This is a genomic window from Streptococcus pseudopneumoniae (genome assembly GCF_001076775.1).
GTDB lineage: Bacteria > Bacillota > Bacilli > Lactobacillales > Streptococcaceae > Streptococcus > Streptococcus pseudopneumoniae_G.
The window spans coordinates 1-24,165 of sequence record NZ_JVGV01000022.1 but is presented as its reverse complement, the minus strand read 5'-3'; the positions used below and the strand labels follow the sequence as shown (position 1 = coordinate 24,165).

Annotated in this window: 26 protein-coding genes; 6 read left to right on the top strand and 20 right to left on the bottom strand. The window is 40.0% G+C overall.

Features of this window, described 5'->3' with window-relative positions; translation table 11 throughout:
* Nucleotides 1-45 precede the first annotated feature (45 nt).
* The 4 genes from ADJ60_RS06125 to glmU are packed head-to-tail and all read right to left on the bottom strand — an operon-like array spanning nucleotide 46 to nucleotide 3,012.
* Complete coding sequence (locus ADJ60_RS06125; protein WP_049544051.1) at nucleotides 46-738, bottom strand: 5'-methylthioadenosine/adenosylhomocysteine nucleosidase; 693 nt, start codon at nucleotides 736-738, stop codon at nucleotides 46-48.
* Between the two features lie 16 nt (nucleotides 739-754).
* On the bottom strand, nucleotides 755-1,066 hold the full coding sequence (macP, locus tag ADJ60_RS06120) for a cell wall synthase accessory phosphoprotein MacP (RefSeq protein ID WP_049544049.1): 312 nt from the start codon (nucleotides 1,064-1,066) through the stop codon (nucleotides 755-757).
* 11 nt (nucleotides 1,067-1,077) lie between these two features.
* Entirely contained in the window at nucleotides 1,078-1,623 is a 546-nt protein-coding gene (locus tag ADJ60_RS06115) for an NUDIX hydrolase (RefSeq protein WP_033688949.1), read from the bottom strand.
* 9 nt (nucleotides 1,624-1,632) lie between these two features.
* Nucleotides 1,633-3,012 carry a bifunctional UDP-N-acetylglucosamine diphosphorylase/glucosamine-1-phosphate N-acetyltransferase GlmU gene (glmU, locus tag ADJ60_RS06110; RefSeq protein WP_049544047.1) on the bottom strand — a complete coding sequence of 460 codons (1,380 nt, stop codon included), beginning with the start codon at nucleotides 3,010-3,012 and terminating at the stop codon, nucleotides 1,633-1,635.
* A gap of 154 nt (nucleotides 3,013-3,166) precedes the next feature.
* Here glmU and ADJ60_RS06105 point away from each other — a divergent pair, with 154 nt between their 5' ends.
* The 5 genes from ADJ60_RS06105 (at nucleotide 3,167) to lysS (ending at nucleotide 7,631) form a co-directional block, all read left to right on the top strand.
* Nucleotides 3,167-3,967, top strand: coding sequence for a glycoside hydrolase family 25 protein (locus ADJ60_RS06105; RefSeq protein ID WP_049544045.1), 801 nt, complete (start codon nucleotides 3,167-3,169; stop codon nucleotides 3,965-3,967).
* A gap of 94 nt (nucleotides 3,968-4,061) precedes the next feature.
* Entirely contained in the window at nucleotides 4,062-4,904 is an 843-nt protein-coding gene (locus tag ADJ60_RS06100) for a DUF368 domain-containing protein (RefSeq protein ID WP_049544044.1), read from the top strand.
* Nucleotides 4,904-5,386 carry an aminoacyl-tRNA deacylase gene (locus ADJ60_RS06095; protein ID WP_049544042.1) on the top strand — a complete coding sequence of 161 codons (483 nt, stop codon included), beginning with the start codon at nucleotides 4,904-4,906 and terminating at the stop codon, nucleotides 5,384-5,386. The genes ADJ60_RS06100 and ADJ60_RS06095 overlap by 1 nt, the downstream gene beginning before the upstream one ends.
* Nucleotides 5,386-6,003, top strand: a complete 618-nt coding sequence (locus ADJ60_RS06090; protein WP_049544041.1) for a histidine phosphatase family protein — start codon at nucleotides 5,386-5,388, stop codon at nucleotides 6,001-6,003. Before ADJ60_RS06095 ends, ADJ60_RS06090 begins: the two co-directional genes overlap by 1 nt.
* A 137-nt stretch (nucleotides 6,004-6,140) precedes the next feature.
* Nucleotides 6,141-7,631: a lysine--tRNA ligase gene (gene lysS, locus ADJ60_RS06085; protein WP_000102451.1), complete on the top strand. Its 1,491-nt coding sequence runs from the start codon at nucleotides 6,141-6,143 to the stop codon at nucleotides 7,629-7,631.
* Between the two features lie 60 nt (nucleotides 7,632-7,691).
* On the opposite strand, the gene ADJ60_RS06080 is transcribed toward lysS, so the two are convergent.
* The 6 genes from ADJ60_RS06080 to ADJ60_RS06055 form a co-directional block, all read right to left on the bottom strand.
* Entirely contained in the window at nucleotides 7,692-8,531 is an 840-nt protein-coding gene (locus ADJ60_RS06080) for an amino acid ABC transporter substrate-binding protein (protein WP_000182482.1), read from the bottom strand.
* Nucleotides 8,532-8,540: 9 nt separating this feature from the next.
* Nucleotides 8,541-9,170 (bottom strand): amino acid ABC transporter ATP-binding protein, encoded by a 630-nt coding sequence (locus ADJ60_RS06075; RefSeq protein ID WP_000891750.1) that lies wholly within the window; start codon nucleotides 9,168-9,170, stop codon nucleotides 8,541-8,543.
* A gap of 9 nt (nucleotides 9,171-9,179) precedes the next feature.
* Complete coding sequence (locus ADJ60_RS06070; protein ID WP_000120839.1) at nucleotides 9,180-9,821, bottom strand: amino acid ABC transporter permease; 642 nt, start codon at nucleotides 9,819-9,821, stop codon at nucleotides 9,180-9,182.
* Between the two features lie 141 nt (nucleotides 9,822-9,962).
* Nucleotides 9,963-11,192 carry a tetratricopeptide repeat protein gene (locus ADJ60_RS06065; RefSeq protein ID WP_049544038.1) on the bottom strand — a complete coding sequence of 410 codons (1,230 nt, stop codon included), beginning with the start codon at nucleotides 11,190-11,192 and terminating at the stop codon, nucleotides 9,963-9,965.
* Nucleotides 11,182-12,348: an AI-2E family transporter gene (locus tag ADJ60_RS06060; protein WP_049544036.1), complete on the bottom strand. Its 1,167-nt coding sequence runs from the start codon at nucleotides 12,346-12,348 to the stop codon at nucleotides 11,182-11,184. Before ADJ60_RS06060 ends, ADJ60_RS06065 begins: the two co-directional genes overlap by 11 nt.
* Before the next feature lie 117 nt (nucleotides 12,349-12,465).
* Nucleotides 12,466-14,448 (bottom strand): peptide ABC transporter substrate-binding protein, encoded by a 1,983-nt coding sequence (locus tag ADJ60_RS06055; protein ID WP_049544035.1) that lies wholly within the window; start codon nucleotides 14,446-14,448, stop codon nucleotides 12,466-12,468.
* A 207-nt stretch (nucleotides 14,449-14,655) separates the two neighbouring features.
* Here ADJ60_RS06055 and ADJ60_RS06050 point away from each other — a divergent pair, with 207 nt between their 5' ends.
* Complete coding sequence (locus ADJ60_RS06050; protein WP_049544033.1) at nucleotides 14,656-15,669, top strand: lactonase family protein; 1,014 nt, start codon at nucleotides 14,656-14,658, stop codon at nucleotides 15,667-15,669.
* Between the two features lie 44 nt (nucleotides 15,670-15,713).
* Here ADJ60_RS06050 and ADJ60_RS06045 read toward each other — a convergent pair whose 3' ends face one another.
* The 10 genes from ADJ60_RS06045 to ADJ60_RS06000 all read right to left on the bottom strand — a co-directional run.
* Complete coding sequence (locus ADJ60_RS06045; RefSeq protein WP_049544030.1) at nucleotides 15,714-16,133, bottom strand: F0F1 ATP synthase subunit epsilon; 420 nt, start codon at nucleotides 16,131-16,133, stop codon at nucleotides 15,714-15,716.
* A gap of 10 nt (nucleotides 16,134-16,143) precedes the next feature.
* Nucleotides 16,144-17,550 (bottom strand): F0F1 ATP synthase subunit beta, encoded by a 1,407-nt coding sequence (atpD, locus tag ADJ60_RS06040; protein WP_000094357.1) that lies wholly within the window; start codon nucleotides 17,548-17,550, stop codon nucleotides 16,144-16,146.
* Between the two features lie 85 nt (nucleotides 17,551-17,635).
* The gene (locus ADJ60_RS06035) at nucleotides 17,636-18,514 is read right to left on the bottom strand and encodes a F0F1 ATP synthase subunit gamma (RefSeq protein ID WP_049544028.1); all 879 of its coding nucleotides are present in this window, start codon (nucleotides 18,512-18,514) and stop codon (nucleotides 17,636-17,638) included.
* 15 nt (nucleotides 18,515-18,529) lie between these two features.
* Nucleotides 18,530-20,035: a F0F1 ATP synthase subunit alpha gene (gene atpA / locus ADJ60_RS06030; RefSeq protein ID WP_042900828.1), complete on the bottom strand. Its 1,506-nt coding sequence runs from the start codon at nucleotides 20,033-20,035 to the stop codon at nucleotides 18,530-18,532.
* A gap of 14 nt (nucleotides 20,036-20,049) precedes the next feature.
* Nucleotides 20,050-20,586 carry a F0F1 ATP synthase subunit delta gene (locus ADJ60_RS06025; protein ID WP_049544026.1) on the bottom strand — a complete coding sequence of 179 codons (537 nt, stop codon included), beginning with the start codon at nucleotides 20,584-20,586 and terminating at the stop codon, nucleotides 20,050-20,052.
* Nucleotides 20,586-21,080, bottom strand: a complete 495-nt coding sequence (gene atpF / locus ADJ60_RS06020) for a F0F1 ATP synthase subunit B (RefSeq protein WP_001103468.1) — start codon at nucleotides 21,078-21,080, stop codon at nucleotides 20,586-20,588. The genes ADJ60_RS06025 and atpF overlap by 1 nt, the downstream gene beginning before the upstream one ends.
* Nucleotides 21,081-21,093: 13 nt before the next feature.
* Nucleotides 21,094-21,804: a F0F1 ATP synthase subunit A gene (gene atpB / locus ADJ60_RS06015; RefSeq protein ID WP_000392870.1), complete on the bottom strand. Its 711-nt coding sequence runs from the start codon at nucleotides 21,802-21,804 to the stop codon at nucleotides 21,094-21,096.
* A 33-nt stretch (nucleotides 21,805-21,837) separates the two neighbouring features.
* Nucleotides 21,838-22,038, bottom strand: coding sequence for a F0F1 ATP synthase subunit C (locus ADJ60_RS06010; RefSeq protein WP_001054560.1), 201 nt, complete (start codon nucleotides 22,036-22,038; stop codon nucleotides 21,838-21,840).
* A gap of 312 nt (nucleotides 22,039-22,350) precedes the next feature.
* Nucleotides 22,351-23,637 carry a peptidase U32 family protein gene (locus tag ADJ60_RS06005; protein ID WP_049544025.1) on the bottom strand — a complete coding sequence of 429 codons (1,287 nt, stop codon included), beginning with the start codon at nucleotides 23,635-23,637 and terminating at the stop codon, nucleotides 22,351-22,353.
* Nucleotides 23,638-23,824: 187 nt separating this feature from the next.
* The coding region (locus tag ADJ60_RS06000) for an LPXTG cell wall anchor domain-containing protein (RefSeq protein ID WP_049544024.1) at nucleotides 23,825-24,165 on the bottom strand (341 nt) is incomplete at its 5' end.

Here is a 24,165-nt window from a genome sequence, read left to right as displayed (position 1 = left end):
TTACTTAAATCTTATCATAAGCTAGAAAAACTGTCAAATTTTCGCTTAATCTAAGGCCTTCAAAAAAGCTAATAAGACTTGGGCAGAGCGACGTCCAGCTTCGATAATAAACTCATCAAAAGAGATGTTTGCTTCATGGTTGGCATTATCACTCATAGCTCGGATGACTAAGACTGGAAGATTAAGGGCATGCGCTGCCTGAGCAATAGCCGCCCCCTCCATCTCAACAGCCAAAACATCTGGAAAATGGGACTTAATCGCTTCTATCTTATCATTTCCTGCGACAAAACTATCTCCTGTAGCAATCAATCCAAGATGCCAGTTCTGGTCCAATTGAGATAGACTCTCTTGAATTTTAGCAACAAAGGTTTTATCTGATTCAAAATAAAGCGGTTGTTGTGCCATTTGTCCATAAGCATAGCCAAATGCTGTGACATCCACATCATGATAGGCTAATTTGTCAGCAATCACAACATCCCCAACAGCAATACCTTCTGCTACTGCCCCAGCTGATCCCGTATTAATCACAGCATCCACTTGAAAATGATCAGCTAAAATAGCTACACTCATAGCAGACATCACCTTACCAATTCCACTTTCTACAAGAACGACTTCATGAGAAGCAATGGTTCCTGTGTGATAGGTATTGCCTAAAACAATTTGCTCCTGGGCATTGTCCAAATGCTGGACCAGATACGCCAGTTCTTCTGGCATAGCCGCAATAATTCCTATTTTCATTTCAATTCCTTTTCTATTACAAAAGTTTCATTGCTAAGACAAGCAAAATTAAGAGAAAGATGACTGCAAATAAAATCTTATTCAACTTAGAATTGAAGACATTTCTCTTGGTATTTTCAATGCGACGGCTTTTATGAATAGACGGTTCGACCTGAATCTTCAAGGTTTCCTGGCTAAAACCATGATCCTTAGGATTGGCATAACCAAAATGGGAAGAAGAGGTTGGTAAAATTTTTGTCTCCTCATCATCTAGCAAAGGAGGACCTGAAATCTTTTCGCCTCTATTAGCTCTTTCAATCATTTCATCCGTTAATAAAGGTTTACCCATACTGACCTCCTCTATTTTTTCTGCAATTCCCAATACTGAACAGCCATAATTGTCTTAGCATCACAGATATGACCTGATTGGATCAATTCCTTGGCTTCCTCTAAGCTCACTTCAAGTACCTCCAAGGTCTCATCCTCATCCTGCGGACGCGGATTTTCTACCTTTGTCAAATCGCTTGCTAGGTATAGTTTTAACTTTTCATTACAAAAGCCAATGGCTGAGTAAAAATCGTACAAGAGTTCTAATTTCCCTGTATAGGCTGTTTCTTCCTCCAGTTCACGAAGGGCTGCTGCCACAGGGTCTGTATTCTCTCCTACTTCCAACTTTCCTGCTGGAATTTCGTAAGAGACAGCCTCGATAGCTTTGCGGTACTGCTTGACCAAGATGAGTTTTTGCTCATCCGTTACGGCTAAAACACAGACAGCTCCATTGTGGAAAATCAAATCCCGTTGGGCAGTTCCCTTACCTTCTGGTAATTCAACCTGATCTTGAACCAGTTTAAAAATTGGCCCTTGATAGATTTCTTTTCGGCTAAGCGTTTTTTCTTCAAATTCCATGATAGGCTCCTACTGATTCTTAGGATGATGAGGGAGGCGAGTCGCATATTCGTCTTTATTGACCTGACGACCACGACCAATTGCAATAGCATCCGCTGGTACATCTTTGGTAATAGTTGAACCAGCACCAACGAGAGAATTGTCACCTAACTCAACTGGCGCAATAATGGTTGAATTTGAACCAACAAAGACATTGTTACCGATGACTGTCTTGTATTTGTTTTTACCGTCATAATTGACTGTAATGGTTCCTGCACCAAAATTAACATGACTACCCACTTCACAGTTTCCGATATAAGTCAAATGACCAGCCTTGGTATTCTCGCCGATAGAAGAGCCTTTCACCTCAACAAAGTTTCCAATATGAACTTGAGTAGCCAGACTTGAACCTGGACGAATGTGGGCGTAAGGTCCGACAGTCACACCATCTGCAACACTGCTTTCCTCAATCATAGAGTTGGTAATGACAACTCCTGCTCCGATAGTGCTATCCACTACATAAGTACCGTTTGTCAAAACAGTCTCAGCACCAATTCTCGTGTGCCCTTTCAAGGTAACATTGGCTTCGATTTGAACTTCAGGAGCAATCTCAACATCAATATCGATATAAGTTGCTTCTGGATTAACAAAGCTAACGCCATTGACCATGTGTTGACGATTGATGCGACAACGCATAACCGACTCAGCAGTCGCAAGTGCCACACGGTCATTTACCCCAAGACTTTCATCAAAATCTTTTAATGTATAAGCACCGACTTTTTCACCAGCTTCACGGAAAATGCCAATGACATCTGTAATATAGTATTCGCCTTGAGCGTTATTGGTATTGATATTTTTCAAAGCCTCAAACAAACGCTCGTTATCAAAAACATATGTTCCAGTGTTGATTTCCTTGATTTGCTTTTCAAAATCTGTAGCATCCTTTTGCTCAACAATACGAAGAACTTCAGCATTGTCATTACGAACAATTCGGCCATAGCCGAAAGGATTATCTGTTTCAGCAGTCAAGATAGTGGCTACATTCTTATGATTGATGTGGAAATCAATCAAGTTTTTCAAGCTTTCACCTGTGATTAAAGGAGTATCCCCTGCAATGACCAAGGTGTGACCTGACAAACCTTCTAGGATAGGCTCTGTCATCATAACTGCATGACCGGTACCTAACTGTTCAGATTGAGTCACAAATTCTGTCTGTCCAGCCAAGACCTCTTCAACCAATTCCGCCTTGTGTCCTACAACTGTTACTGTCTTTTCAGGTTGGATAGCTCCTACACTACGGAAAACATGTTCCAACATAGAAATACCCGCAACCTTGTGCAAAACTTTTGGCAAATCAGATTTCATGCGAGTCCCTTTACCCGCTGCTAAAATAATGGCATAATTTGACATAATCTTCTCTTTTCTCTAGAAATTCCCTTTTATTATACCATATTTCAAATCATTCCGCGCTCTTGAATGAAAAAATGCTCTAAAGTCCTTTCTTAACCCATTTTTTGAGTATTTTTTTTGATTTTTTTTCATTTTTAAGGTAAAATTATGAGATATGAGAAAGAAAATAAATCCGCTTATTTTGTTTGGTTTTTTTGGGATTATGATTTTCATTTTAATCCTGAATCGCCCTCGTTTTGAGGACCATCCTGTAAAAACAAAGTCAAATATCGCGCAAGTAGAAACCCAAGCGCTACACAATATAGATAAACCGGTAATTGATGTTTCTGGTTGGCAGCGTCCTGAGGAAATCAATTACGATACTCTCTCCCAAAACATTTCTGGAGCTATCGTTCGTGTCCATAGTGGCGCTCAGTCTTTAAAAGAAAACGATGCTTCCTTTGTTAATGGGGTAGATAAGGCCTTTAAAACCCATATTACCGAGTTTCAAAAACGAAATGTCCCAGTTGGTGTCTATGCCTTTGTAGCTGGAAAAAGTGTCCAAGAAATGGAAAAGGCTGCTGAAGTTTTTTATAACGCTTCATCGCCATACAGCCCTAGTTACTATTGGCTAGACGTGGAAGATAAAACCATGTCCAATATGAACGAAGGTGTTGAAGCCTTTCGAGCAAAACTAGAATCACTAGGTGCTAAAAATATCGGAATCTACGTCGGGGTCTACTTCATGGAAGAACACAGTATTGATACAGACAAGTTTACCTCTGTTTGGATTCCTTCCTATGGTTCTGACTCAGGATTTTACGAGGCAACTCCAAAAACTGATTTAGATTACGACATCCACCAGTACACATCTAAAGGAAAAATTGCTGGCTTTGACCACGATTTGGACATCAACGTCATTTCTTCCTTAAAAAACAAAGAAGAAACCTTTAGAAAAATCTTTTTAAAACCTTAAAAGCATTTGTTTATCATTTGCTTTTTCTTTTTGTGTTTGATTGTGATACAATATAGTAAGGATTTTTTGAAATAGAAATAGTTGGAGGAACAATATGCTCTCATGGTTAGCACGTGTTATTAAAGGGATTGTCATTGCTCTTGGATTTATCTTACCGGGAATTTCCGGAGGGGTTCTAGCAGCAATCTTAGGAATTTATGAACGAATGATTGGCTTTCTGGCCCATCCCTTTAAGGACTTTAAAGAAAATGTTTTGTACTTTATTCCAGTTGCCTTCGGTATGCTTCTGGGAATCGGCTTATTTTCTTACCCGATTGAATACCTGCTTGAAAATTATCAGGTCTTTGTCTTATGGAGCTTTGCAGGTGCCATTATCGGTACTGTTCCTAGCCTCCTCAAAGAATCAACTAGAGAATCTGATCGAGACAAGATTGATCTAGCTTGGTTCTGGGCAACCTTTATCATTTCTGGATTAGGACTCTATGCCTTAAATTTTGTTGTTGGAACCCTAAGTGCTAGCTTTCTTAATTTTGTCCTAGCTGGTGCACTGCTGGCTCTTGGCATATTAGTTCCTGGCCTTAGTCCATCAAATCTACTTTTGATTTTGGGCCTCTATGCTCCTATGCTAACAGGTTTTAAAACCTTTGACCTCTTGGGAACCTTCTTCCCGATTGGAATCGGAGCAGGCGCAACTCTCATCATTTTTTCAAAATTGATGGATTATGCCTTAAATAACTACCACTCACGCGTCTATCATTTCATCATCGGTATCGTCCTTTCTAGTACCCTTTTGATCTTGATTCCAAATGCAGGAAACGCTGAAAGCATCCAATACACAGGCCTTTCTCTTGTTGGTTATGTCATCATCGCCTTCTTCTTTGCCTTGGGAATCTGGCTTGGTATTTGGATGAGCCAATTGGAGGATAAGTATAAATAATGGCAAAAAAAGTTAAAATCAAAAAAACATTGGTGGAACAAATCCTGTCTAAAGCAGGTATCTCACATCAAGGGATTCAAATCAATGCCCTGGAAGGAGAACTGCCTCAAGCTTATGAACGAGATCAGATTTTCAAAACCTTGGCTCTTTTGGGAGACAAGACAGGACCGATTATCGGAATTGTTCCCATCACTCAACACTTGTCTGAAAAGAAACTAGCCAAAATTTCTGGCAATAAAAAAGTGAGCATGATTCCACAAAAGGACTTGGAAAAAACAACAGGTTATATTCATGGAGCCAATAATCCCGTCGGAATTCGTCAGAAACACAATTATCCCATTTTTATCGATAAGATCGCTCTAGACTTGGATCAAATGATTGTCTCTGCAGGCGAAGTTGGTCACAGCATTATCGTCGCACCGCAAGAATTGGCCAGCTTTGTAAAGGCCGACTTTGCAGATATTTTGGAGGACAGCAAGTAATGAAACTCTACTTTGTCCGCCACGGTCGTACAGTCTGGAACCAAGAAGGACGCTTTCAAGGTGCTAGTGGAGATTCTCCCCTTCTTCCTGAATCCATTGAAACCCTAAAACAACTTGGCCAATATCTCAAGGAAATTCCTTTTGATCAGATTTATTCAAGCGATTTACCTCGAGCGGTCAAATCTGCTGAGATTATCCAAAGTCAACTCAAGTCTCCCTGTCCTTTAGAAAGTGTTCCTAATCTCCGTGAATGGCAGCTGGGAAAGTTGGAAGGTTTGAAAATTGCAACCTTGGAATCTATTTACCCGCAACAAATCAAAGCTTTCCGATCTAACCTTGCTCAATTTGACACTCAAATGTTTGGAGCCGAGTCCCTCTATAGCACCACGCAACGGACCATCCAATTTATCAAATCATTAAAAGATAGTCCAGCTGAGCGTATTCTAATTGTCGGTCACGGTGCTAATCTTACTGCCAGTCTTCGTACTCTTCTAGGTTATAAAGAACCACTTCTTCGTAAAGATGGCGGTCTAGCAAATGCCAGCCTAACCATTCTAGAAACCCATGATTTTGAAACATTTACTCTCGATACTTGGAATGATACTTCCTATCAATAACAGAACTTGATTTTAGCGTCAAGTTCTTTTTAGTTTTTAAAGATTATCCGTGAATTTCTTGGCTATTTATGATAAAATGGGAGTATCGCAAAAAATGACTCATCGTATTCAATTTTGAGTAAAACTAGGAGGATCCCATGTCAACAGAACATATGGAAGAACTAAATGACCAGCAGATCGTTCGCCGTGAAAAAATGGCTGCGCTCCGTGAACAAGGAATTGATCCTTTCGGAAAACGCTTTGAACGCACTGCAAATTCACAAGAATTAAAAGATAAATATGCCGACCTCGATAAAGAACAATTACATGATAAAAACGAAACAGCTACTATCGCAGGACGCTTGGTAACTAAACGTGGTAAAGGTAAAGTTGGATTTGCCCACCTTCAAGACCGCGAAGGTCAAATCCAAATCTACGTTCGTAAAGATGCTGTCGGTGAAGAAAACTACGAAATCTTCAAAAAAGCAGACCTCGGTGACTTCCTTGGTGTCGAAGGTGAAGTGATGCGTACAGATATGGGAGAACTCTCTATCAAGGCTACTCACATTACACACTTGTCTAAGGCTCTTCGTCCACTTCCAGAGAAATTCCACGGTTTGACAGACGTTGAAACAATTTACCGTAAACGTTACCTTGACTTGATTTCTAACCGTGAAAGCTTTGAGCGTTTTGTCACTCGTTCAAAGATCATTTCTGAAATCCGTCGTTACCTTGACCAAAAAGGCTTCCTCGAAGTAGAGACACCTGTTCTTCACAACGAAGCTGGTGGAGCTGCTGCCCGTCCATTTATCACTCACCACAATGCCCAAAACATTGACATGGTGCTTCGTATCGCGACTGAGCTTCACTTGAAACGTCTTATCGTTGGTGGTATGGAACGTGTCTATGAAATTGGCCGTATCTTCCGTAACGAAGGAATGGATGCTACTCACAATCCTGAGTTTACTTCTATCGAAGTTTACCAAGCTTATGCAGACTTCCAAGATATCATGGACTTGACTGAAGGCATTATCCAACACGCTGCTAAATCAGTTAAGGGCGATGGTCCGGTTAACTACCAAGGTACTGAAATCAAGATTAACGAACCATTTAAACGTGTTCACATGGTAGATGCTATCAAAGAAATTACTGGTGTAGATTTCTGGCAAGACATGACTTTGGAAGAAGCTAAAGCTATCGCTGCTGAGAAGAAAGTTCCAGTTGAGAAACACTACACTGAAGTTGGCCACATTATCAATGCCTTCTTTGAAGAGTTTGTTGAAGAAACTTTGATCCAACCAACCTTTGTCTATGGACATCCAGTAGCTGTATCTCCACTGGCTAAGAAAAATCCTGAAGACGAACGCTTTACAGATCGTTTCGAGCTCTTCATTATGACTAAGGAGTACGGGAATGCCTTTACTGAGTTGAACGACCCAATCGATCAACTTAGCCGTTTTGAAGCCCAAGCTAAAGCTAAAGAACTTGGTGACGATGAAGCAACTGGCATTGACTATGACTACATCGAAGCTCTTGAATACGGTATGCCACCAACAGGTGGTTTGGGAATCGGTATCGACCGTCTCTGCATGCTCCTCACTGATACAACAACTATCCGTGATGTATTGCTCTTCCCAACAATGAAATAATCACTTATCCTCTGGCTCTTGTCAGGGGATTTTTCGATGCAAAAAGAGATTGAGGAAAACTCAATCTCTACTTTTCACTTCTTTGGTTGCTACATCTTCTCCAAACCATTTTTGGCTAATTTCTTGGAACTTCCCTTCTTTGTACAGTTGAACAAAGGCTTGGTTTAAAGCTTGTAGTAATCTCTTGTCTGCTGGTCTAACTCCGACTGCAAAGGATTCACTTTCAAATCCTGCTGAAAAGACATTGTAGTCACTTAATATACCTTCAGACTGGAGATAGTAATTAGCATACACTCGGTCAATCAACAAGGCATCAATCCGGTCATTTTTCAAATCAATCAAGGCCTCATTAAAACTCTGGTACTGATTAGCCTTCTGATCTTTGACACGATTTTTCAATAAATCTGGCTGGGCTTCAAAGTCTAAATAACCAGAGGAACCGGCTTGGGCTCCCAAGGTTTTATCCTTCATATCCTCTACTGAACGAATCTGCTGGCTTTTCTTTGCAACCAGAACTTGCTGATTTTCCATATAAGGAATGCTAAAGGCAACCTTCTCTCGGCGTTCATCAGTGGCAGCATAGCCATTCCAAATGGCATCTATGGTTCCATTTTGCAGTTCCGTCTCCTTCATATCCCAGTCAATTGGCTGAAATTGCACCTTGACACCTAATTTTTCAGAAACTGCTTGTGCTAAATCAATATCAAAGCCTGTATATTGGCCATTCTTTTCTTCAAAACCCATGGGTACAAAGGTATTGTCAAAACCAATAGTAATGGTCCCCTGCTCTTGATACTTATCCCAGTTATCCTTCTTTGGATCACTAGCTTTCTGAGTACAAGCCGTTAAAAAGAGGGTCAGGAGCGAAACCAATACTAAAGCAATTTTCTTATTAGTCATTGGCACCTCCTACTTGGGTTCAACCTTGAGAATCTGATCTGCGATATTTTCAGCAAACTGCAAATCATGGGTAACCACAATCTGGGTCATGCCAAGTTCCCTATTTTGCAAGATCAGTTTTTCCACTTCCAAGCGTAATTCAGGATCTAGGGCAGAAGTTGGTTCATCGTAACCTATGATTTCTGGGTCAATCATCATAGCACGCGCCAAAGCTACCCGCTGCTTTTGCCCACCTGATAGTGAGAATGGATAAGCATCTGCATGTCCTGCCAGTCCTAATTGTTCCAAAAGACCTCGCGCCTTCTTCTCTGCCTCATCCCGCTTCATTCCCATGGTTTTCACAGGAGATAAGGTCAAATTATCTAGAACGGATAAATGAGGGAAAAGTTGAAAATCTTGGAATACAAATCCTAGTAGATTGCGCTTCTCAAGTTCGTCCAATTCTAAAGGTTCTCCATTATAAAAGATTTGCCCTGAATCAATGGTTTCAAGACCTGCAAGCATACGTAAGAGGGTTGTCTTACCTCCACCAGAAGGTCCAACGATAGCTAGGATTTGCTTTTCAGGAATCTTTAGACTGAAATTAGACAAAATTTGCTTTTCACCAAAGCCTTTATTGATATTTCGTAATTCTAACATGGCAGCCTCCTATCTATAGTAACTGTACTTCTTCTCAACTTTTTTGGCAAGAATGGTCACAATACCAATCAAAATCAAGTAAATGGCTCCTGCCAAGAACATAGGAACCAGGCTAGCATCACGGTTTGCAGCTGTACGACTAGCCAAGATAAGGTCTGAAATTCCTAGAGCATAGACCAGAGAAGTATCTTTGACCAAACTCATGACTTCGTTAAATACGCTAGGAAGAACAATCTTTGTCACCTGAGGCAAAATAATATAGCGAACTGTGGCAAAAGGACTGAACTTCAAGACCTTAGCAGCCTCATATTGACCGTTAGGAATGGTATCAATCCCTCCACGAAAGATTTCAGCAAAGTAAGCCGCATAATTCAGAACAAAGGCAATGATAGCTGCAGGAAGACGGTCCAAACGAATCCCAATACTTGGAAGCACATAATAAATAAAAATCAATTGCAAGAGCAAGGGTGTTCCTCGCATAATCCAGATATAAATATTAATCAGATGATGGAGGGGCTTCCAATGGACTTGCAAGGCAAAGGCAATCAAAACGCCCAAGGGAATAGAAAAAATCAAGACCAGTGCAAAAACCTGCAAAGTCATGCTTGCACCGCTCAATAAACTCGGTAATATCTCAAACAAATAAGACATACTGCACCTCCTAAAAATAATAGATACTATTATAGCATAAATAAACAAAACAACCAACCATTTTTGTAAAAAAATTCTCTTTAAAAAAGAAAAAACTATATCTATCAAAAATGATTAGATACAGTTTTTAAAAAAATATTCTTACAATCTCTCAAATAGTTCTTGCATTTGCACATCATCTGGAACCAGTTTTAAGTAAGCTTGCGCATTGACTTTTGCTTCCTCAAAGTAGCCCAGTTCACGCAAGAGATAGATATAGTGTTCTAGAAATTCTGGATTGTCTTTCAAATCTCCTGCCAACTCTTGGTAATGCTCATAGGCAGTATCCAAATCGTCCATCTCTTGATAGGAACGAGCAATCATCCACTTGGTCAAAAGATTTTCTGGCTCCTCACTTTGCAAGTCTAGAATATCCTCATAACGCTCCTGCTCCAGATAAATAGTTGCTAGACGGAGTAAGATTTCTTCCGTATCCTCAGCATCTTCTTTAGCAGTAAGGAGGTAGTTTTCTGCACTACTGGCATCATGCAGTTCATAAGAGAATTGTGAAGCAGCTAGCAAGAGGCGAGTTTCAAAGGGATTTTTCTCTAAGCCTTGCTTAGCGATACGCAGGGCTTCTTGAACTTGATGTTCCTTATGTAAGGCCTGACTGTAACCATACTCATATCCTTCAAAATCAGGTGAAATGGTATCAAGCTGCTTAAAGTAGAGGACAGCTTTTTGGTATTCTTCTTGATCAAAGTAAAGACTGGCCAACTCAAAAGCTGTTAGGTCATCGTATTCTAACTCCAGGGCTTTTTCTAAAAACTCTGTAGCTGTTTCAAATTTCCCCAACTGGGCATAGGCAAAGCCAATCCGTTGATAGGTAGAAATGCCTGTTTGCTCATAAATAGTACGATTATCTAACTGGGCATAGCCTTGAATGGCCTCTTGATAATTTTCCAACTCACTATCCAACTCTGCCAAGCCCAATATCAAGAGAGGATCCTCTGAGTAAGTCAAGGCCTCCAATAATTTCTCACGCGCCACATCTGTCAAACCTTCCAGCTGGTAGAGGTCTGCTTTAAGAGCCAAAGCCGAAACATACCAGTCACTGTCAGCTTGGATTTCCTCTAGATAGGCAAAGGCTTCCTCAATTTGACCATCCTCGCTAGCAATAGCTGCTAGATTAAGATTAACCTCTGGAAAGTCCTCTACAATTTTCAGGTAAATTTCCTTGGCCTGAGGATAGAAACCAATTCCTTCTAGATAAATCGCTAATTCATAAAGAAGGTCACTTGGATCATTTTCTAAAGCTTTGACGAAATAGTGCTCAGCCTTGGTTAAATCTTGCTCCTCCAAAGCCTGTAACATCTGTTGACTATTGTTCACTCTTGACTTCCTCTCTCTCTACTTCATATAGGCCACTAACTACCTTATACCATTCGAAAATGGCTGAAATGACAACCTTAGCAGAAGCATAAACTGGAATACCGAGTAAAACTCCCCAAATGCCAAACATGGATCCTGAAGTTAACAAAACAAAGAGAACATTAATAGGATGGATGTTTAATTGACTGCCCAAAATCAATGGAGAGACAAAACGACCTTCAATAGTTTGTTCTACGATAAAGACAATCACTACTTTCAAAAGCATGACTGGACCAGCAATCAAGCCCAATACTAGGGCAGGAAGCATGGCTAGGAAGCTACCAAGATAAGGAACCAGATTTAGAATACCTGCAGTAACACCTAGCGTAACCGCATAGCGTAGACCAATAATCTTGAAAAAGATGATAAACATTACTGCTACAATAATAGCTACTGTCACTTGCCCTCGAACATAGTTAGACAACTGCTGATTCACATCTGATAAAACTTGTCCAACAGGTTCTTTCAATTTCGTTGGCATGAATTGGGTCAAATAGTGACGTAGGCCTTTCCCATCACGTAAGAGATAAAAGAGCATGAACGGAACGATAATCAAGGCAACAATCACTTGAGAAGCCCCGCTAATAAAGGCGCTCACCCAATTGACTGCCTGAGAAGAAACTTTACTTGCCCAAACTGTAGCCTGACTTGAAAAGTTTGTCAAAACTTGTTCTAACTGAGGTCTGAAATCATCTGGTAAACGCTTAGTTACCAAATCATCAATAACTCGATCAGCATCTTCGAGGTAGATTGGTACATTTCTTGCAAATGTTAAAACTTGACGTTGCAGATTTGGAATAGCGACTGCCAAGCCCCAAATGATAAAGAGAGCGATAATGACAAAGACAATACTGATGGCTATGACCCGATTAATCTTATGCTTCTCCATCCAATCAACAATAGGATTTAATAAATAGTATAGTAAACCAGATAGAATGACTGGCAACATCACGACTGCCAAAAAGTCTAAAACAGGTGAAAATAAAAAACTAATCTTACTTAAAATAAAAAGATTGAGTCCCAATAATAAAGTTACCAAAAATACCGTAATGGCCTTGTTATCCAAAAACCACTTGAAAAACCAAGATAGGCTAAAATGTTTCTCTTTTTGCTCCATAAATACTTCCTTTCTATTGTTCTCTCATTATACCATTTTTAAATCAAAATAACTCTTTTTTAAAGTGCTTACATGGAGACATCGACATAAAAAATCCCCTCAAAAGAGGAGATTTGATTAGTCTTGAATATGACGGTCTAAGTTCTTCTGATAATCAGCATTGGATTTGGCTTTTTCATCAGCAAATTTCTTGCGGAACTCATCCATTTCTTTAGAAGTGACAATCTTATCTTGGAGTTTAAGATATTTATAACTGTTGTCGCCTGTTTTGTCACCAACCCAACCATCAGCACCACTGCCTAATACTTTCTTCGTTACAAGCATTTGGGCACCGTCTGAGTGTACAGGAATAACCAGAGCACTATCTGTTAACCAAGCTTGCGCCTTAGCATATTTAGAATAACGTTTTTGCAGATCTATTTTTTCACTATTTGCATCATCAATCAATTCTTTGTATTTATCCAATCCAACTGTTTTAATGACTGGATTGTCTGTTCCTGGTGCTACACCAAGAGAACTGAGGACACTTGGACCTGAAGTTGGATCAAATACATCTAGATAGGTTGATGGATCTGCATAATCCGGACTCCAACCACTATTAACATTAATGTCCCAATCAACATTATTATTTGATGTCGCTAGAACAGTCATGCTTCCCAATTCATCATCAGAAACTTGTTGAATATCAACAACTACATTTTCAGAGCCGATGGCTTCTTCAATTGATTGTTTATAAGACTGAGCTTGATGAATAAAATCTGTCTGAGTAGATGAAACTGGAAGATCTAAATGAATAGGAAACTGTACTCCATCAGCTTGAAGAGTTTTCTTAGCAGATTCAAACTTAGCCTTAGCCTTGTCTACATTATGAAGTGAATCTTGGGCATCATCAAGACTGACATCTTTCCAGACATTATCCAATTTATCCAATTCTGTCTTAGTAACTTGACCAAATGTTTGATCTCCTACTTGTACAAATGTTGGAGGAGTGAAACTTGTACGTAACTTACGAGGCGCTACTTCATCTCCAAACACCTGAGAAACAGCTGCTTTACGATCTGCAGCAAATGCCAAGGCTTGACGGAACTCTTTATTTAAAAGTGCTTTCTTAGTAGAGGTTTTTTCTGCATCACTTGTTTTAGCAGTATGATTGTATGACACACGATCAATATTAGTAGACATATAGAAGACGCCACCTCTTTGTTGACCATATACAATATTATCCTTGTACTTTTCTTTTAGACGTTCATAGTTGGCAGAGTTTTTAAAGAGTGGAGCTGCTGGATAATGTCCCTCATCAAAACCTCGTCCTAGGGAGTCTGCATCTTGACCATCAAAGAAGGATAACTTGATATCATCAATAAAGACATTCTGCTTATCCCAGTAGTTTTGGTTTTTGGTCATTTCGATAGAAGATTTCGAAGTAAGGCCCTTAAGAAGGAAAGCCCCATTGTAGAGAATGCTCGTTACATCAGTAGCCTTACCGAAATCATCTCCTTTAGAAGCCAAAAAATCTCCACTTACTGGAGCTAGAACTCCCATCGTTGTCTTAGAATTCCAGAAAGATTCTGGATGATTCAAAGTGTAAACAACAGTATAATCATCTGTTGCTTTTACACCTACTGTTGAGAAATCTGTTGTTTTCCCATTTACATAGTCATCCAATCCTTTGATAGAATCCTGTACGAGATAAAGAGCCTGTGATTTCTTATCTGCTGCATGTTTCAGACCAGTTACAAAGTCTTGAGCCTTGACTTCACCATACTCTTCCCCCTCATTTGTATACCATTTGACGCCCTGACGGATTTTATAGGTATAGGTTAAACCATCCTTAGAAACAGTCCAATCTTCTGCAACTGATGGAACTAAATTTCCATATTGATCATTTTCTAGTAATCCGTCAATAACATTACCTGTAATCTGTTTAGTGCTGACATTCCCAGAAACTGTATAATCCAAAGTAACAGGATCTGATGTAAACACATAAGCATAAGTCACTGGCTTAGTAGCATCCTTATTACCATTACCAGATGAACACGCTGCTAGAACGGCAGTAGACAAAACTGCAATTCCAGTCGCTAAAAAAACTCGTTTTTTCATAGTAAGGACTCCTTTAAACATTTTATGAATTCATTATAGCACTTTTAAGAAGAAAAGTAAGGAAAACAATCTCAATGTTATTATATTTTTTAAAAAAACAATCAATTATTTTTTTAAAGTGCTTACATACCATTGAATTGTACCGCATATCATATTGTGAATCTATTTTGTGATATAATAGTATTATCTTTATAAAGAGGTATAGTCATGAAAGAAACTGTTTATTTTGGAACTTACACACGTCGGACTTCCCAAGGGATTTACAAGGCAGACTTTAATACAGAAACTGGGCAGCTTTCAAATCTAGAACTTTTTGCAGCTGAACCAAGTCCAACCTACCTTGCCTTTGACCAGCACCAACATTTATACACTGTTGGTAGTCAAGATGATAAGGGGGGAATTGCAGCCTATCAAACTGATGGAACCTTATTAAATCATGTCGTGGAAGAAGGAGCTCCCCACTGTTATGTTGCCGTTGATGAAAAGCGTGATTTGGTGTACGCGGCAAACTACCACAAGGGACAGGTACTTGTTTATAAACGCAAGGAAGATGGCAGTCTTCTACTTAGTGATGTAGATCAACACAGTGGCCAAGGTCCGCATGAGAATCAAGCTTCTCCCCATGTTCACTTTACAGATTTAACACCTGACCACTATCTAGTGACCTGCGACTTAGGTACTGACCAAGTCATCACCTATAACCTTGATCAAGAAGGGAAATTATCTAAGCTCTATACCTACAATAGTATTCCTGGAGCTGGTTCTCGTCATATTGTTTTCCATAACCACTATAAAATCGCTTATCTCATTTGTGAACTCAATAGCACTATTGAAGTTCTAATCTACGATGGTGTTGGTGAATTTGAACGCATGCAGGTCATTTCAACTCTACCAGACGGTTATGAAGGCTTTAATGGTACTGCTGCTATTCGTCTCTCTAAAGATGGTAAATACCTCTACGCTTCTAACCGTGGTCATGATTCTATCGCAGTATATACAATTCTTGCGGACGGTAGCTTAGAGTTGTTAGAAATCGTTCCGACTCATGGTCAGACTCCACGTGATTTTGATTTGACACCAGACCAAGAATTTGTCATTGCTGTCCATCAGGACTCTGACAATGCAACCGTCTTTAAACGCAATCCTGAAACTGGTCGTCTAGCAGAACTTTCTAATGACTTCCATGTACCAGAAGCAGTCTGCATCAGTTTTGCCCCTTAAGAAACCATAAAAAATGAACTTGAGTTACCAAGTTCATTTTTTTCTTATAGTCTATTTCCGACATTAATACGGTTAATGGCGCGTTGCAGTGCAATCTTCGCACGACGTTCTTGGTCAATCAAGTGTTTGTCTTGTGCTTCTTCAATTTCACGCTCTGCTCGAAGTTTGGCACGTTCTGCGCGACTAACGTCGATATCACGAGCACGTTCTGCAGAGTCAGCAACGATTGTGATAACACCATTAGCAACTTCGATAACGCCTCCGTTCACTGCAATCCAGTTCACGTGATTTTCATCATCTAAACGTTTAACCTTAACCTCATCAACTGCTAAAACTGCAATCATATTTTCATGTCGTGGCAAGATTCCCATCTCACCATCCAGAGTTCGAACTGATACATAGCTGGCATGGTGATCATAGACGAGACCATCTGGTGTCACGATCTGGACAGTTAACTGAGCCATAGATCACCTCTTAAAATCCCATTTTTTCAGCTTTTGCAATCACATCTTCGATAGAACCTACACCACGGAAGGCATCTTCTGGCAAGTGGTCGTGTTTACCATCAAGGATTTCCTTAAAGCCACGAACAGTTTCAGCAACTGGAACATAAGAACCAGGCTGACCAGTGAATTGTTCCGCAACGTTGAAGTTTTGTGACAAGAAGAACTGGATACGACGGGCACGAGCAACCAAGGTCTTTTCTTCATCAGAAAGCTCATCCATACCAAGGATAGCAATGATATCTTGCAATTCATGGTAACGTTGAAGAACACGTTTTACTTCAGCAGCAACTGCATAGTGCTCTTCTCCAACAATCTCAGGTGCCAAGGCACGTGAGCTTGAAGCAAGTGGGTCAACGGCTGGGTAGATACCCAATTGTACCAACTTACGTTCCAAGTTAGTTGTTGAGTCCAAGTGAGCGAAGGCTGTTGCTGGCGCTGGGTCAGTATAGTCATCCGCTGGCACATAGATAGCCTGGATAGAGGTTACAGAACCCTTTTTAGTTGATGTAATACGCTCTTGCAATTGACCCATTTCCGTAGCAAGTGTTGGTTGGTAACCAACGGCTGACGGCATACGACCCAAAAGAGCAGATACTTCTGAACCAGCCTGAGTGAAACGGAAGATATTATCGATAAAGAGAAGCACGTCTTGGCCTTCTACATCACGGAAGTATTCGGCGATTGTCAAACCAGTAAGGGCAACACGCATACGTGCTCCTGGTGGCTCATTCATCTGACCAAATACCATGGCTGTTTTCTCGATAACACCTGATTCTTTCATTTCCCAGTAAAGGTCGTTCCCCTCACGAGTACGTTCCCCAACACCAGTAAATACTGAAATACCACCGTGTTCTTGGGCAATGTTGTGAATCAATTCTTGGATTAAGACGGTTTTACCAACTCCGGCACCACCGAAAAGTCCAACTTTACCACCTTTAAGGTAAGGGGCAAGAAGGTCGATAACCTTAATCCCTGTTTCAAGGATTTCAGAAGAGGTAGACAACTCATCAAAAGTTGGAGCTTTTTTATGAATTGGCTGACGCTCTGCATCTTCTGTAAAAGGAGCTTCCAAGTCAATGGTATCTCCCAAAACATTGAAGACACGTCCCAAAGTTTCTTTACCTACTGGTACAGAGATTGGACGACCTGTGTCCAATACTTCCATTCCACGAGTCAAACCATCTGTTGATTCCATGGCGATAGTACGAACCATACCATCTCCCAACTCCAAGGCTACTTCAAGGACGATTTTTGTTTTTCTTTCGTCATTTTTGTAGACGACAAGTGCATTGTTAATCTCAGGAAGTTTTTCCCCTGCTGCAAACAAGACGTCTACAACGGGTCCGATAACCTGAGCAATTTTACCTGAACTCATCTCCTTCTCCTATTCTATATAAGATACTGTCGGTCCCTAGCTTAACTAGGTCCTAAGTTCATTTTCATACGAGCTGGACTAGTGCCTATTCTAGGGCACTAGCTCCTGCTACGATTTCTGTAATTTCTTGTGTAATCGCCGCCTGTCTGGCACGGTTATACTGAATTGTCAAATCATTAATGACTTTTTTAGCATTATCTGTCGCTGTTTGCATGGCTGTCATACCCGCAGCATTTTCGGCTGTCTTAGCGTCGATAATAGCACCATAAATCATACTTTCTGCAAACTGAGGCAACAACTGCTCCAAAATTTCTTCTCGACTAGTTTCCAATTCAAAGGTCAAGCTGTAACTGTCATCCGCTTCATTTGGATCCAAGTCAACAATCGGAAGCATTTGCTCCACACGCATTTGACTAGTTAGCGTATTGACATGGTGGTTGTAGCAGACATAGAGTTCATCAAAAAGTTCATTTTGATACATTTCAACTGTTTTTGAAATAATCTTACGAACTTCATCAAAGCTAGGTTGATCCGCCAAGCCACGTAGTTCATAAAGTGGTTGAATACCACGAGCCTTAAAGAAATCAGCTCCCATTCCACCGATACAGATCATTTCAAAACCTGTACCGTCTGGATGGTATTCTTCTTTCAACTCCATAACGGCTTTCAGAATAGAGGAATTATAACCTCCAACTAAACCACGGTCTGAAGTGATGACGATATAGCCTGTCTTCTTGACAGGACGGCTAATCAACATCGGATTGGTTGAGCCACCAGATCCATTACCATGAAGAATATCTGTCAAGAGCTTGCGAACTTTCTGAGCGTAAACTTGGAAGTTGCGAGCAGCTTCTTCAGAGCGACCTAGCTTAGCAGCTGATACCATTTGCATGGCATTAGTGATTTGACTCGTATTTTTTGTTGAGGCGATTTTTGTTTTAATATCATTTAGAGATACTGCCATCTGACACCTCTATTCTTATTGGAAGCTGGTTTGATTGAGAAACTCTGTAATCGCAGCATCCAAGACTGCTTCTTCTGGCAAGTCTTTTGTATCACGAATGGTTTCCAAAATCTCTGGATGTTGAGCATCAAAGAAAGCATGGAACTCTTCCTCGAAACGAACAATTTCATCTACAGGAACAGTATCCAGGAAACCATGTGTCAAAGCATAGAGAATGGTTACTTGTTTCTCAACAGGTAATGGTTTGTGAACAGGTTGTTTCAAGACTTCAACTGTACGACGTCCACGGTTCAACTTAGCCTGTGTTGCTGCGTCCAAGTCAGAACCAAACTTAGTGAAGGCTTCCAACTCACGGTATGAGGCAAGGTCGATACGAAGTGTACCAGCAACCTTTTTCATGGCTTTAATTTGTGCAGAACCACCTACACGTGATACAGATGAACCCGCATCGATGGCTGGACGAATACCCGCATTGAAGAGACCATCGCCAAGGAAAATTTGTCCGTCAGTGATAGAAATCACGTTGGTTGCGATATAGGCAGAGATATCTCCTGCTTGTGTCTCGATAAACGGTAGGGCTGTAATAGATCCACCACCAAGTTCATCAGAAACTTTAGCTGAGCGCTCAAGCAAACGGCTGTGAAGGTAGAAAACATCCCCTGGGAAAGCTTCACGACCTGGAGGACGACGAAGCAAGAGAGACAGTTCACGATAAGCTACCGCTTGTTTTGAAAGATCATCATAAACGATCAAAACATGCTTACCTTGGTACATAAATTCTTCCGCCATGGCAACCCCAGCATAAGGAGCTAGGAAGAGCAATGGAGATGGTTGTGAAGCAGAGGCTGTCACAACGATTGTGTAATCCAAGGCACCGTACTGACGTAGTGTTTCTACTTGCGTACGAACTGTTGATTCTTTTTGTCCAATCGCAACATAGATACAAATCATATCTTGACCTTTTTGGTTCAAGATTGTATCAATCGCAATGGTTGTTTTCCCTGTCTGACGGTCACCGATAATCAACTCACGTTGACCACGACCAATCGGTACAAGGGCGTCAATAGCTTTCAAACCAGTTTGCAATGGTTCTGATACAGACTTACGTTGCATAACACCAGGAGCTGGCGCTTCTACTGGACGAGTTTTATCAGTGTGGATTTCTCCAAGACCGTCAACTGGACGACCAAGCGGATCCACAACACGACCAATCAGACTTTCACCTACTGGGACTTCCATGATTTTACCTGTACGGCGGATTGTATCGCCTTCACGGATATCTGTAAAATCACCTAGGATGATAATACCGACGTCTGTTGACTCCAAGTTCTGAGCCATCCCATAAGAGCCGTTTTCAAAAATCAATAACTCTCCACTCATGGCATTTTCAAGGCCGTGAGCACGCGCGATACCGTCCCCGATATAGGTTACAACACCTGTTTCAGTCACATCAAAATTGGGTTTGAAATTTTCAATTTGTTGCTTAATTAAAGCGCTGATTTCTTGTGCGTTAATTGCCAAAAGAACACCACTTTCTATTTCAAATTTTCTTTAACAACTTTAAGTTGTTGTTTAATACTCACATCAATTGTCTTGTGATTGGCAAAAATGACAAAACCACCAATAAGACTTTCATCGATTTGTTCTTTTACACTCCTTACTTTGAGAGACATTTTTTTCTCAATCAAAGGGAGCAAGCGACTCTTCTGTTCATCAGTTAAAGGATGAGCTGACCTAATCGTCACTTCAAATCGATTTGTTTCTTTTTCAAGTCGGTTCAAGCAATCTACAAGAATATCATAAAAAAGATTTGCTCTGTGATTGTAGATAAGAACCTGAATAAAGTTTTGCAATAAAGGTGACACAGAGTCTTGGAAGAAAGCAATTGTTTTTTCCTTATCAGACTCGTCTACTGCCACTTTTTTTAAAAAAGAAGGTAAACCTGTTTCTTCAGCAACTTGCTTGATTTGAGCTAAGTCTGAAAAGATACGGTCTTCTTCTCCTTTTTCTAAAACCAATTGGACAAAAGGCATGCTGTATTTTTCAATTACCTTTACTGTTTTCTTGTCCATTAAGCTTCTCCTAACTGATCGATATACTGATCAATGAGTTCTTTATGGGCATGACCGTCAAGGTTTTGTGAGATGATTTTACCAGCCAGGCTGATTGTCAAATCTGCTACCTCACCCTTAACGCTTTGTAAAGCTTCAGCTTTATTTTGAGCAATTTCTTGGTTCGCTTTTTCTTTCAAGCGTCCTGCTTCTAGCTTAGCATCTGCTAAAATACTAGCTTTGCTTTTCTCAGCTGTTTCTTTCGCATTCTCAATGATTGTCTTAGCTTCTTTACGGCTACCAGCCAATTCATCTTCGCGTTTTTGAGCCAATACTTCTGCTTTTTGACGTGCTTGTTCAGCTCCGTCAATATCTGCTGCAATTTTTTCTGCTCTTTGTTCGAAAATACTAGTCAAATTTGACCAAGCATATTTCTTAACCAAGACTAGCAAGAGAATAAAGGAACCAGCGATTAGTATAAAATCACCAAGTAATTCACCTACTGTTACATTCATAAACTACTCCTTTCTATTCTTCATCATTAATTTTATTTCCTAGGTACATTGAAGATAACAATGTAAATACATATGCTTGTACACAAGAAATAAAAACAGAAAATGCAGTCCAGATTAGATTTGTTCCAAAAGCAATAGGGTACCAATAGAAGGCCTGATGAGAAAGTAGGACTAACATACTTGCCATCACTTCCCCTGCAAAGATATTACCAAATACCCGCAATGCAAGTGAAAGGAGATTGGTAACTTCTTCCAAGAGATTCATTGGTGTCATAAAACCTGGTGTTACAAATGCTTTTAAATACTTTTTGATTCCACGACGACGAATTCCTTCTACGTGTGTCATTAAGATAATTGTAAAAGACAAGACCAAGTCAAATGACAAATTTGCTGTTGGTGAGGTCCAAAGATTTACACCATCTGTAGTCTGAATTCTAGCCATTAAGCCAATATTATTTGCAATGGCCATAAATAGGAATAAACAGAAATAAAAGAGAGAATAATCCTTTATCATTGGACCAAGGTTTGATTTTGTAAATCCAACAACAAAATCAAATAAATACTCTAATACATTTTGTTTTCCTGTGGGTCTCAAAGTCATATTTCGAGTTGCCCAATAAATAAAGCCAAAAATAAGTGCTACAGTCAACAAAGTCAAAACTACTATGGTTAAATTAAAGGTAACAGGACCAATATTGATGGTTGGATTAATACTTTCTTCCATCTAAAATCCTCCCTTTTTCAATTTATACTTCTTTTATTTGATGATAAATGAAAAGACAAGAGTAACGAAGAAAGTACCTTCAATAAAGGCAACCCCTAGGATCATCAAACTACGTAGTTCTGAGATGATATCTGGTTGGCGAGCAACTGATTTCAACAAACCGTTCATCAACATACCTTCACCAAGAGATACACCCATACAGGCAAGACATAGACCGAAAAATGTTAAATTCATGACGAATTCTCCTTTTAATTAAAATTTACTTACTTAGTTTAGTCCTAAAAATTGGATTTGTCAACTTTTTACCAACATTGAAAGCGCTTAACGGAAATTATTTTCAATTTTACTATTTTTGAGTCTATTATATAGAAAACTTTGGAAAAAAATTGTAATAAATCCGTCCATTATCTAGACCTTTCTGAAAAATAATGAAAAAATCCGAGATGAAATCTCGGATGGAATTTAATATATTTTTCAACTTCTTTTCTTTTAGTGACTCGACTTAAAGGGAAAGCAACCAGAAATCATTCATTTCCTTCATGCTTATTAAGCTCGAACTGTGACGCTGGTTCCATCTTCCTTATAAAGATTGATAAGACCTTCTTTGAGAGCTCGAACCATGTCTCCTGCTTGAACAGGTTGTGGAACCTTGATTGTCAAAAGTTCCATTGGATTTGGAGCACGGTCGATTTTATTGCCTTTGGCATCGTGCAAATCTTCTATATAAGTTTCAAAATGACGGAAACCTGGGCCATAAAACTCAACTTGGTCGCCTTCGTTAATGACATTCCGTTGACGAATGGTTGCTGTTTGTGTTGCATCATCATAATCAACGACTTCAGCAACAAACTTGTACTCAGGAATTTTACGACGAGCACCAAACAACTGCTCATTTTCAGATGGTGTACCATAGTAGAAACCTGTTGCTAATTCACGTTGGGCAACCTTCCACATCTCATCAATCAAGTCTTGCTTAATTGCTTCAAACTTCTCTGGACTTTCTAGATAGGCATCAACAGCTGCCTTGTAGCAGTTGGTTACAGTTGAAACATAGTGAATAGACTTCATACGTCCTTCTATCTTCAGACTGTCTACTCCATTTTCAATCATATCTGGAATGTGGTCAATCATAGACATGTCAACAGCTGACATTGAAAATTCTTCTGGGATTTCCCCTTTCAAGCTCTTACGTTCTTTCCCAAATGGCATATCATAAAGATCATACTTCCAACGGCAAGACTGAGAGCAACCACCACGGTTAGCATCACGCATACTCATGTGGTTTGAAAGAGTACAACGACCAGAGTAAGAAATACACATGGCTCCGTGGACAAAGGCTTCAATCTCAACATCTGTACGTTTGCGGATTTCAGCTAATTCTTCCATCGAAACCTCACGCGCCAAAACGACACGAGTCAAGCCCAGTTCTTTCCAGAACTCAAGGGTTTCATAGTTAGTTGCACTTGCTTGGGTAGAGAGATGGATTTCAAGACCTGGTGCTTCAGTCGCTGCAATCATGATCAAGGCTGGGTCAGATACGATAACTGCTGCAATCCCGATATCACGCAGTTTACGGAACCACTCACCAGCACCAGCTTCATTTCCTTCGTGCATAACCATGTTGGCAGCCACATAAACCTTAGCACCGTACTTAGCCGCAAACTGTACGCCTTCTTCCATCTGTTCGAAAGTAAAGTTTCCGGCACGGCTACGAAGACCATAGGCCTGACCACCGATAAAGACAGCATCCGCTCCATATTGAACAGCTACTTTTAGCTTCTCTAAAGTCCCTGCAGGTGATAAAACCTCTGGACGTTTTAATGTTTTTGTCATGTTTTCTCCTATTTGCAATATAAAAGTTTGACGTTTTTCCTTCTCATTTTATAGTAAATAAGCCATAAAATCAAGCCTAGACAGATTGTTTTGACAATTCTAATCTTTTAGATTATTAAAGCAAAAAGATTGTCAAAGAGAAAAAGCCCACAGATGTGAGCCCTTTTCTAATATAGGTTAGAAAAAACTATTTCTCCACTTCTTTTTTCTTGTGTGCAAGAAATCCAAATCCACTCAAAACTCCTAGAAGTCCTAAGACTACAAGATTAGCATGATCTTCTGTACCTGTATTAGGCAATTCCTCTCTCTTACTTGCTACAGAAGTCGGAATTTGTGAAGTTTCTTTTGTCGATTGTTCAGTTGGTGTCTTTGATTTTGGTACTTCTACCTTTGGTGTCTCAACCTTTGGCGTTTCAACCTTTGGTGTTTCAACTTTTGGCGTTTCAACCTTTGGTGCCTCAACCTTTGGTTTCGTACCTACTGTGATAACTTCTTCTACTGCTTCTTCAGTAATCGTGGTTGGTTCAT

What these genes read in the sequence shown, in the direction of transcription:
- atpD (WP_000094357.1), bottom strand. Translation starts at nt 17,550, where the DNA reads ATGAGTTCAGGTAAAATTGCTCAGGTTATCGGACCCGTTGTAGACGTC.
- ADJ60_RS06010 (WP_001054560.1), bottom strand. Translation starts at nt 22,038, where the DNA reads ATGAATTTAACATTTTTCGGTCTATGTCTTGCCTGTATGGGTGTATCT.
- ADJ60_RS06075 (WP_000891750.1), bottom strand. Translation starts at nt 9,170, where the DNA reads ATGTTAGAATTACGAAATATCAATAAAGGCTTTGGTGAAAAGCAAATT.
- ADJ60_RS06045 (WP_049544030.1), bottom strand. Translation starts at nt 16,133, where the DNA reads ATGGCTCAGTTAACTGTCCAGATCGTGACACCAGATGGTCTCGTCTAT.
- ADJ60_RS06090 (WP_049544041.1), top strand. Translation starts at nt 5,386, where the DNA reads ATGAAACTCTACTTTGTCCGCCACGGTCGTACAGTCTGGAACCAAGAA.
- ADJ60_RS06035 (WP_049544028.1), bottom strand. Translation starts at nt 18,514, where the DNA reads ATGGCAGTATCTCTAAATGATATTAAAACAAAAATCGCCTCAACAAAA.
- ADJ60_RS06080 (WP_000182482.1), bottom strand. Translation starts at nt 8,531, where the DNA reads ATGACTAATAAGAAAATTGCTTTAGTATTGGTTTCGCTCCTGACCCTC.
- ADJ60_RS06055 (WP_049544035.1), bottom strand. Translation starts at nt 14,448, where the DNA reads ATGAAAAAACGAGTTTTTTTAGCGACTGGAATTGCAGTTTTGTCTACT.
- ADJ60_RS06100 (WP_049544044.1), top strand. Translation starts at nt 4,062, where the DNA reads ATGCTCTCATGGTTAGCACGTGTTATTAAAGGGATTGTCATTGCTCTT.
- macP (WP_049544049.1), bottom strand. Translation starts at nt 1,066, where the DNA reads ATGGGTAAACCTTTATTAACGGATGAAATGATTGAAAGAGCTAATAGA.
- ADJ60_RS06060 (WP_049544036.1), bottom strand. Translation starts at nt 12,348, where the DNA reads ATGGAGCAAAAAGAGAAACATTTTAGCCTATCTTGGTTTTTCAAGTGG.
- ADJ60_RS06005 (WP_049544025.1), bottom strand. Translation starts at nt 23,637, where the DNA reads ATGACAAAAACATTAAAACGTCCAGAGGTTTTATCACCTGCAGGGACT.
- ADJ60_RS06025 (WP_049544026.1), bottom strand. Translation starts at nt 20,586, where the DNA reads ATGGACAAGAAAACAGTAAAGGTAATTGAAAAATACAGCATGCCTTTT.
- ADJ60_RS06095 (WP_049544042.1), top strand. Translation starts at nt 4,904, where the DNA reads ATGGCAAAAAAAGTTAAAATCAAAAAAACATTGGTGGAACAAATCCTG.
- ADJ60_RS06115 (WP_033688949.1), bottom strand. Translation starts at nt 1,623, where the DNA reads ATGGAATTTGAAGAAAAAACGCTTAGCCGAAAAGAAATCTATCAAGGG.
- glmU (WP_049544047.1), bottom strand. Translation starts at nt 3,012, where the DNA reads ATGTCAAATTATGCCATTATTTTAGCAGCGGGTAAAGGGACTCGCATG.
- ADJ60_RS06105 (WP_049544045.1), top strand. Translation starts at nt 3,167, where the DNA reads ATGAGAAAGAAAATAAATCCGCTTATTTTGTTTGGTTTTTTTGGGATT.
- lysS (WP_000102451.1), top strand. Translation starts at nt 6,141, where the DNA reads ATGTCAACAGAACATATGGAAGAACTAAATGACCAGCAGATCGTTCGC.
- ADJ60_RS06070 (WP_000120839.1), bottom strand. Translation starts at nt 9,821, where the DNA reads ATGTCTTATTTGTTTGAGATATTACCGAGTTTATTGAGCGGTGCAAGC.
- ADJ60_RS06125 (WP_049544051.1), bottom strand. Translation starts at nt 738, where the DNA reads ATGAAAATAGGAATTATTGCGGCTATGCCAGAAGAACTGGCGTATCTG.
- atpB (WP_000392870.1), bottom strand. Translation starts at nt 21,804, where the DNA reads ATGGAAGAAAGTATTAATCCAACCATCAATATTGGTCCTGTTACCTTT.
- ADJ60_RS06050 (WP_049544033.1), top strand. Translation starts at nt 14,656, where the DNA reads ATGAAAGAAACTGTTTATTTTGGAACTTACACACGTCGGACTTCCCAA.
- atpF (WP_001103468.1), bottom strand. Translation starts at nt 21,080, where the DNA reads ATGAATGTAACAGTAGGTGAATTACTTGGTGATTTTATACTAATCGCT.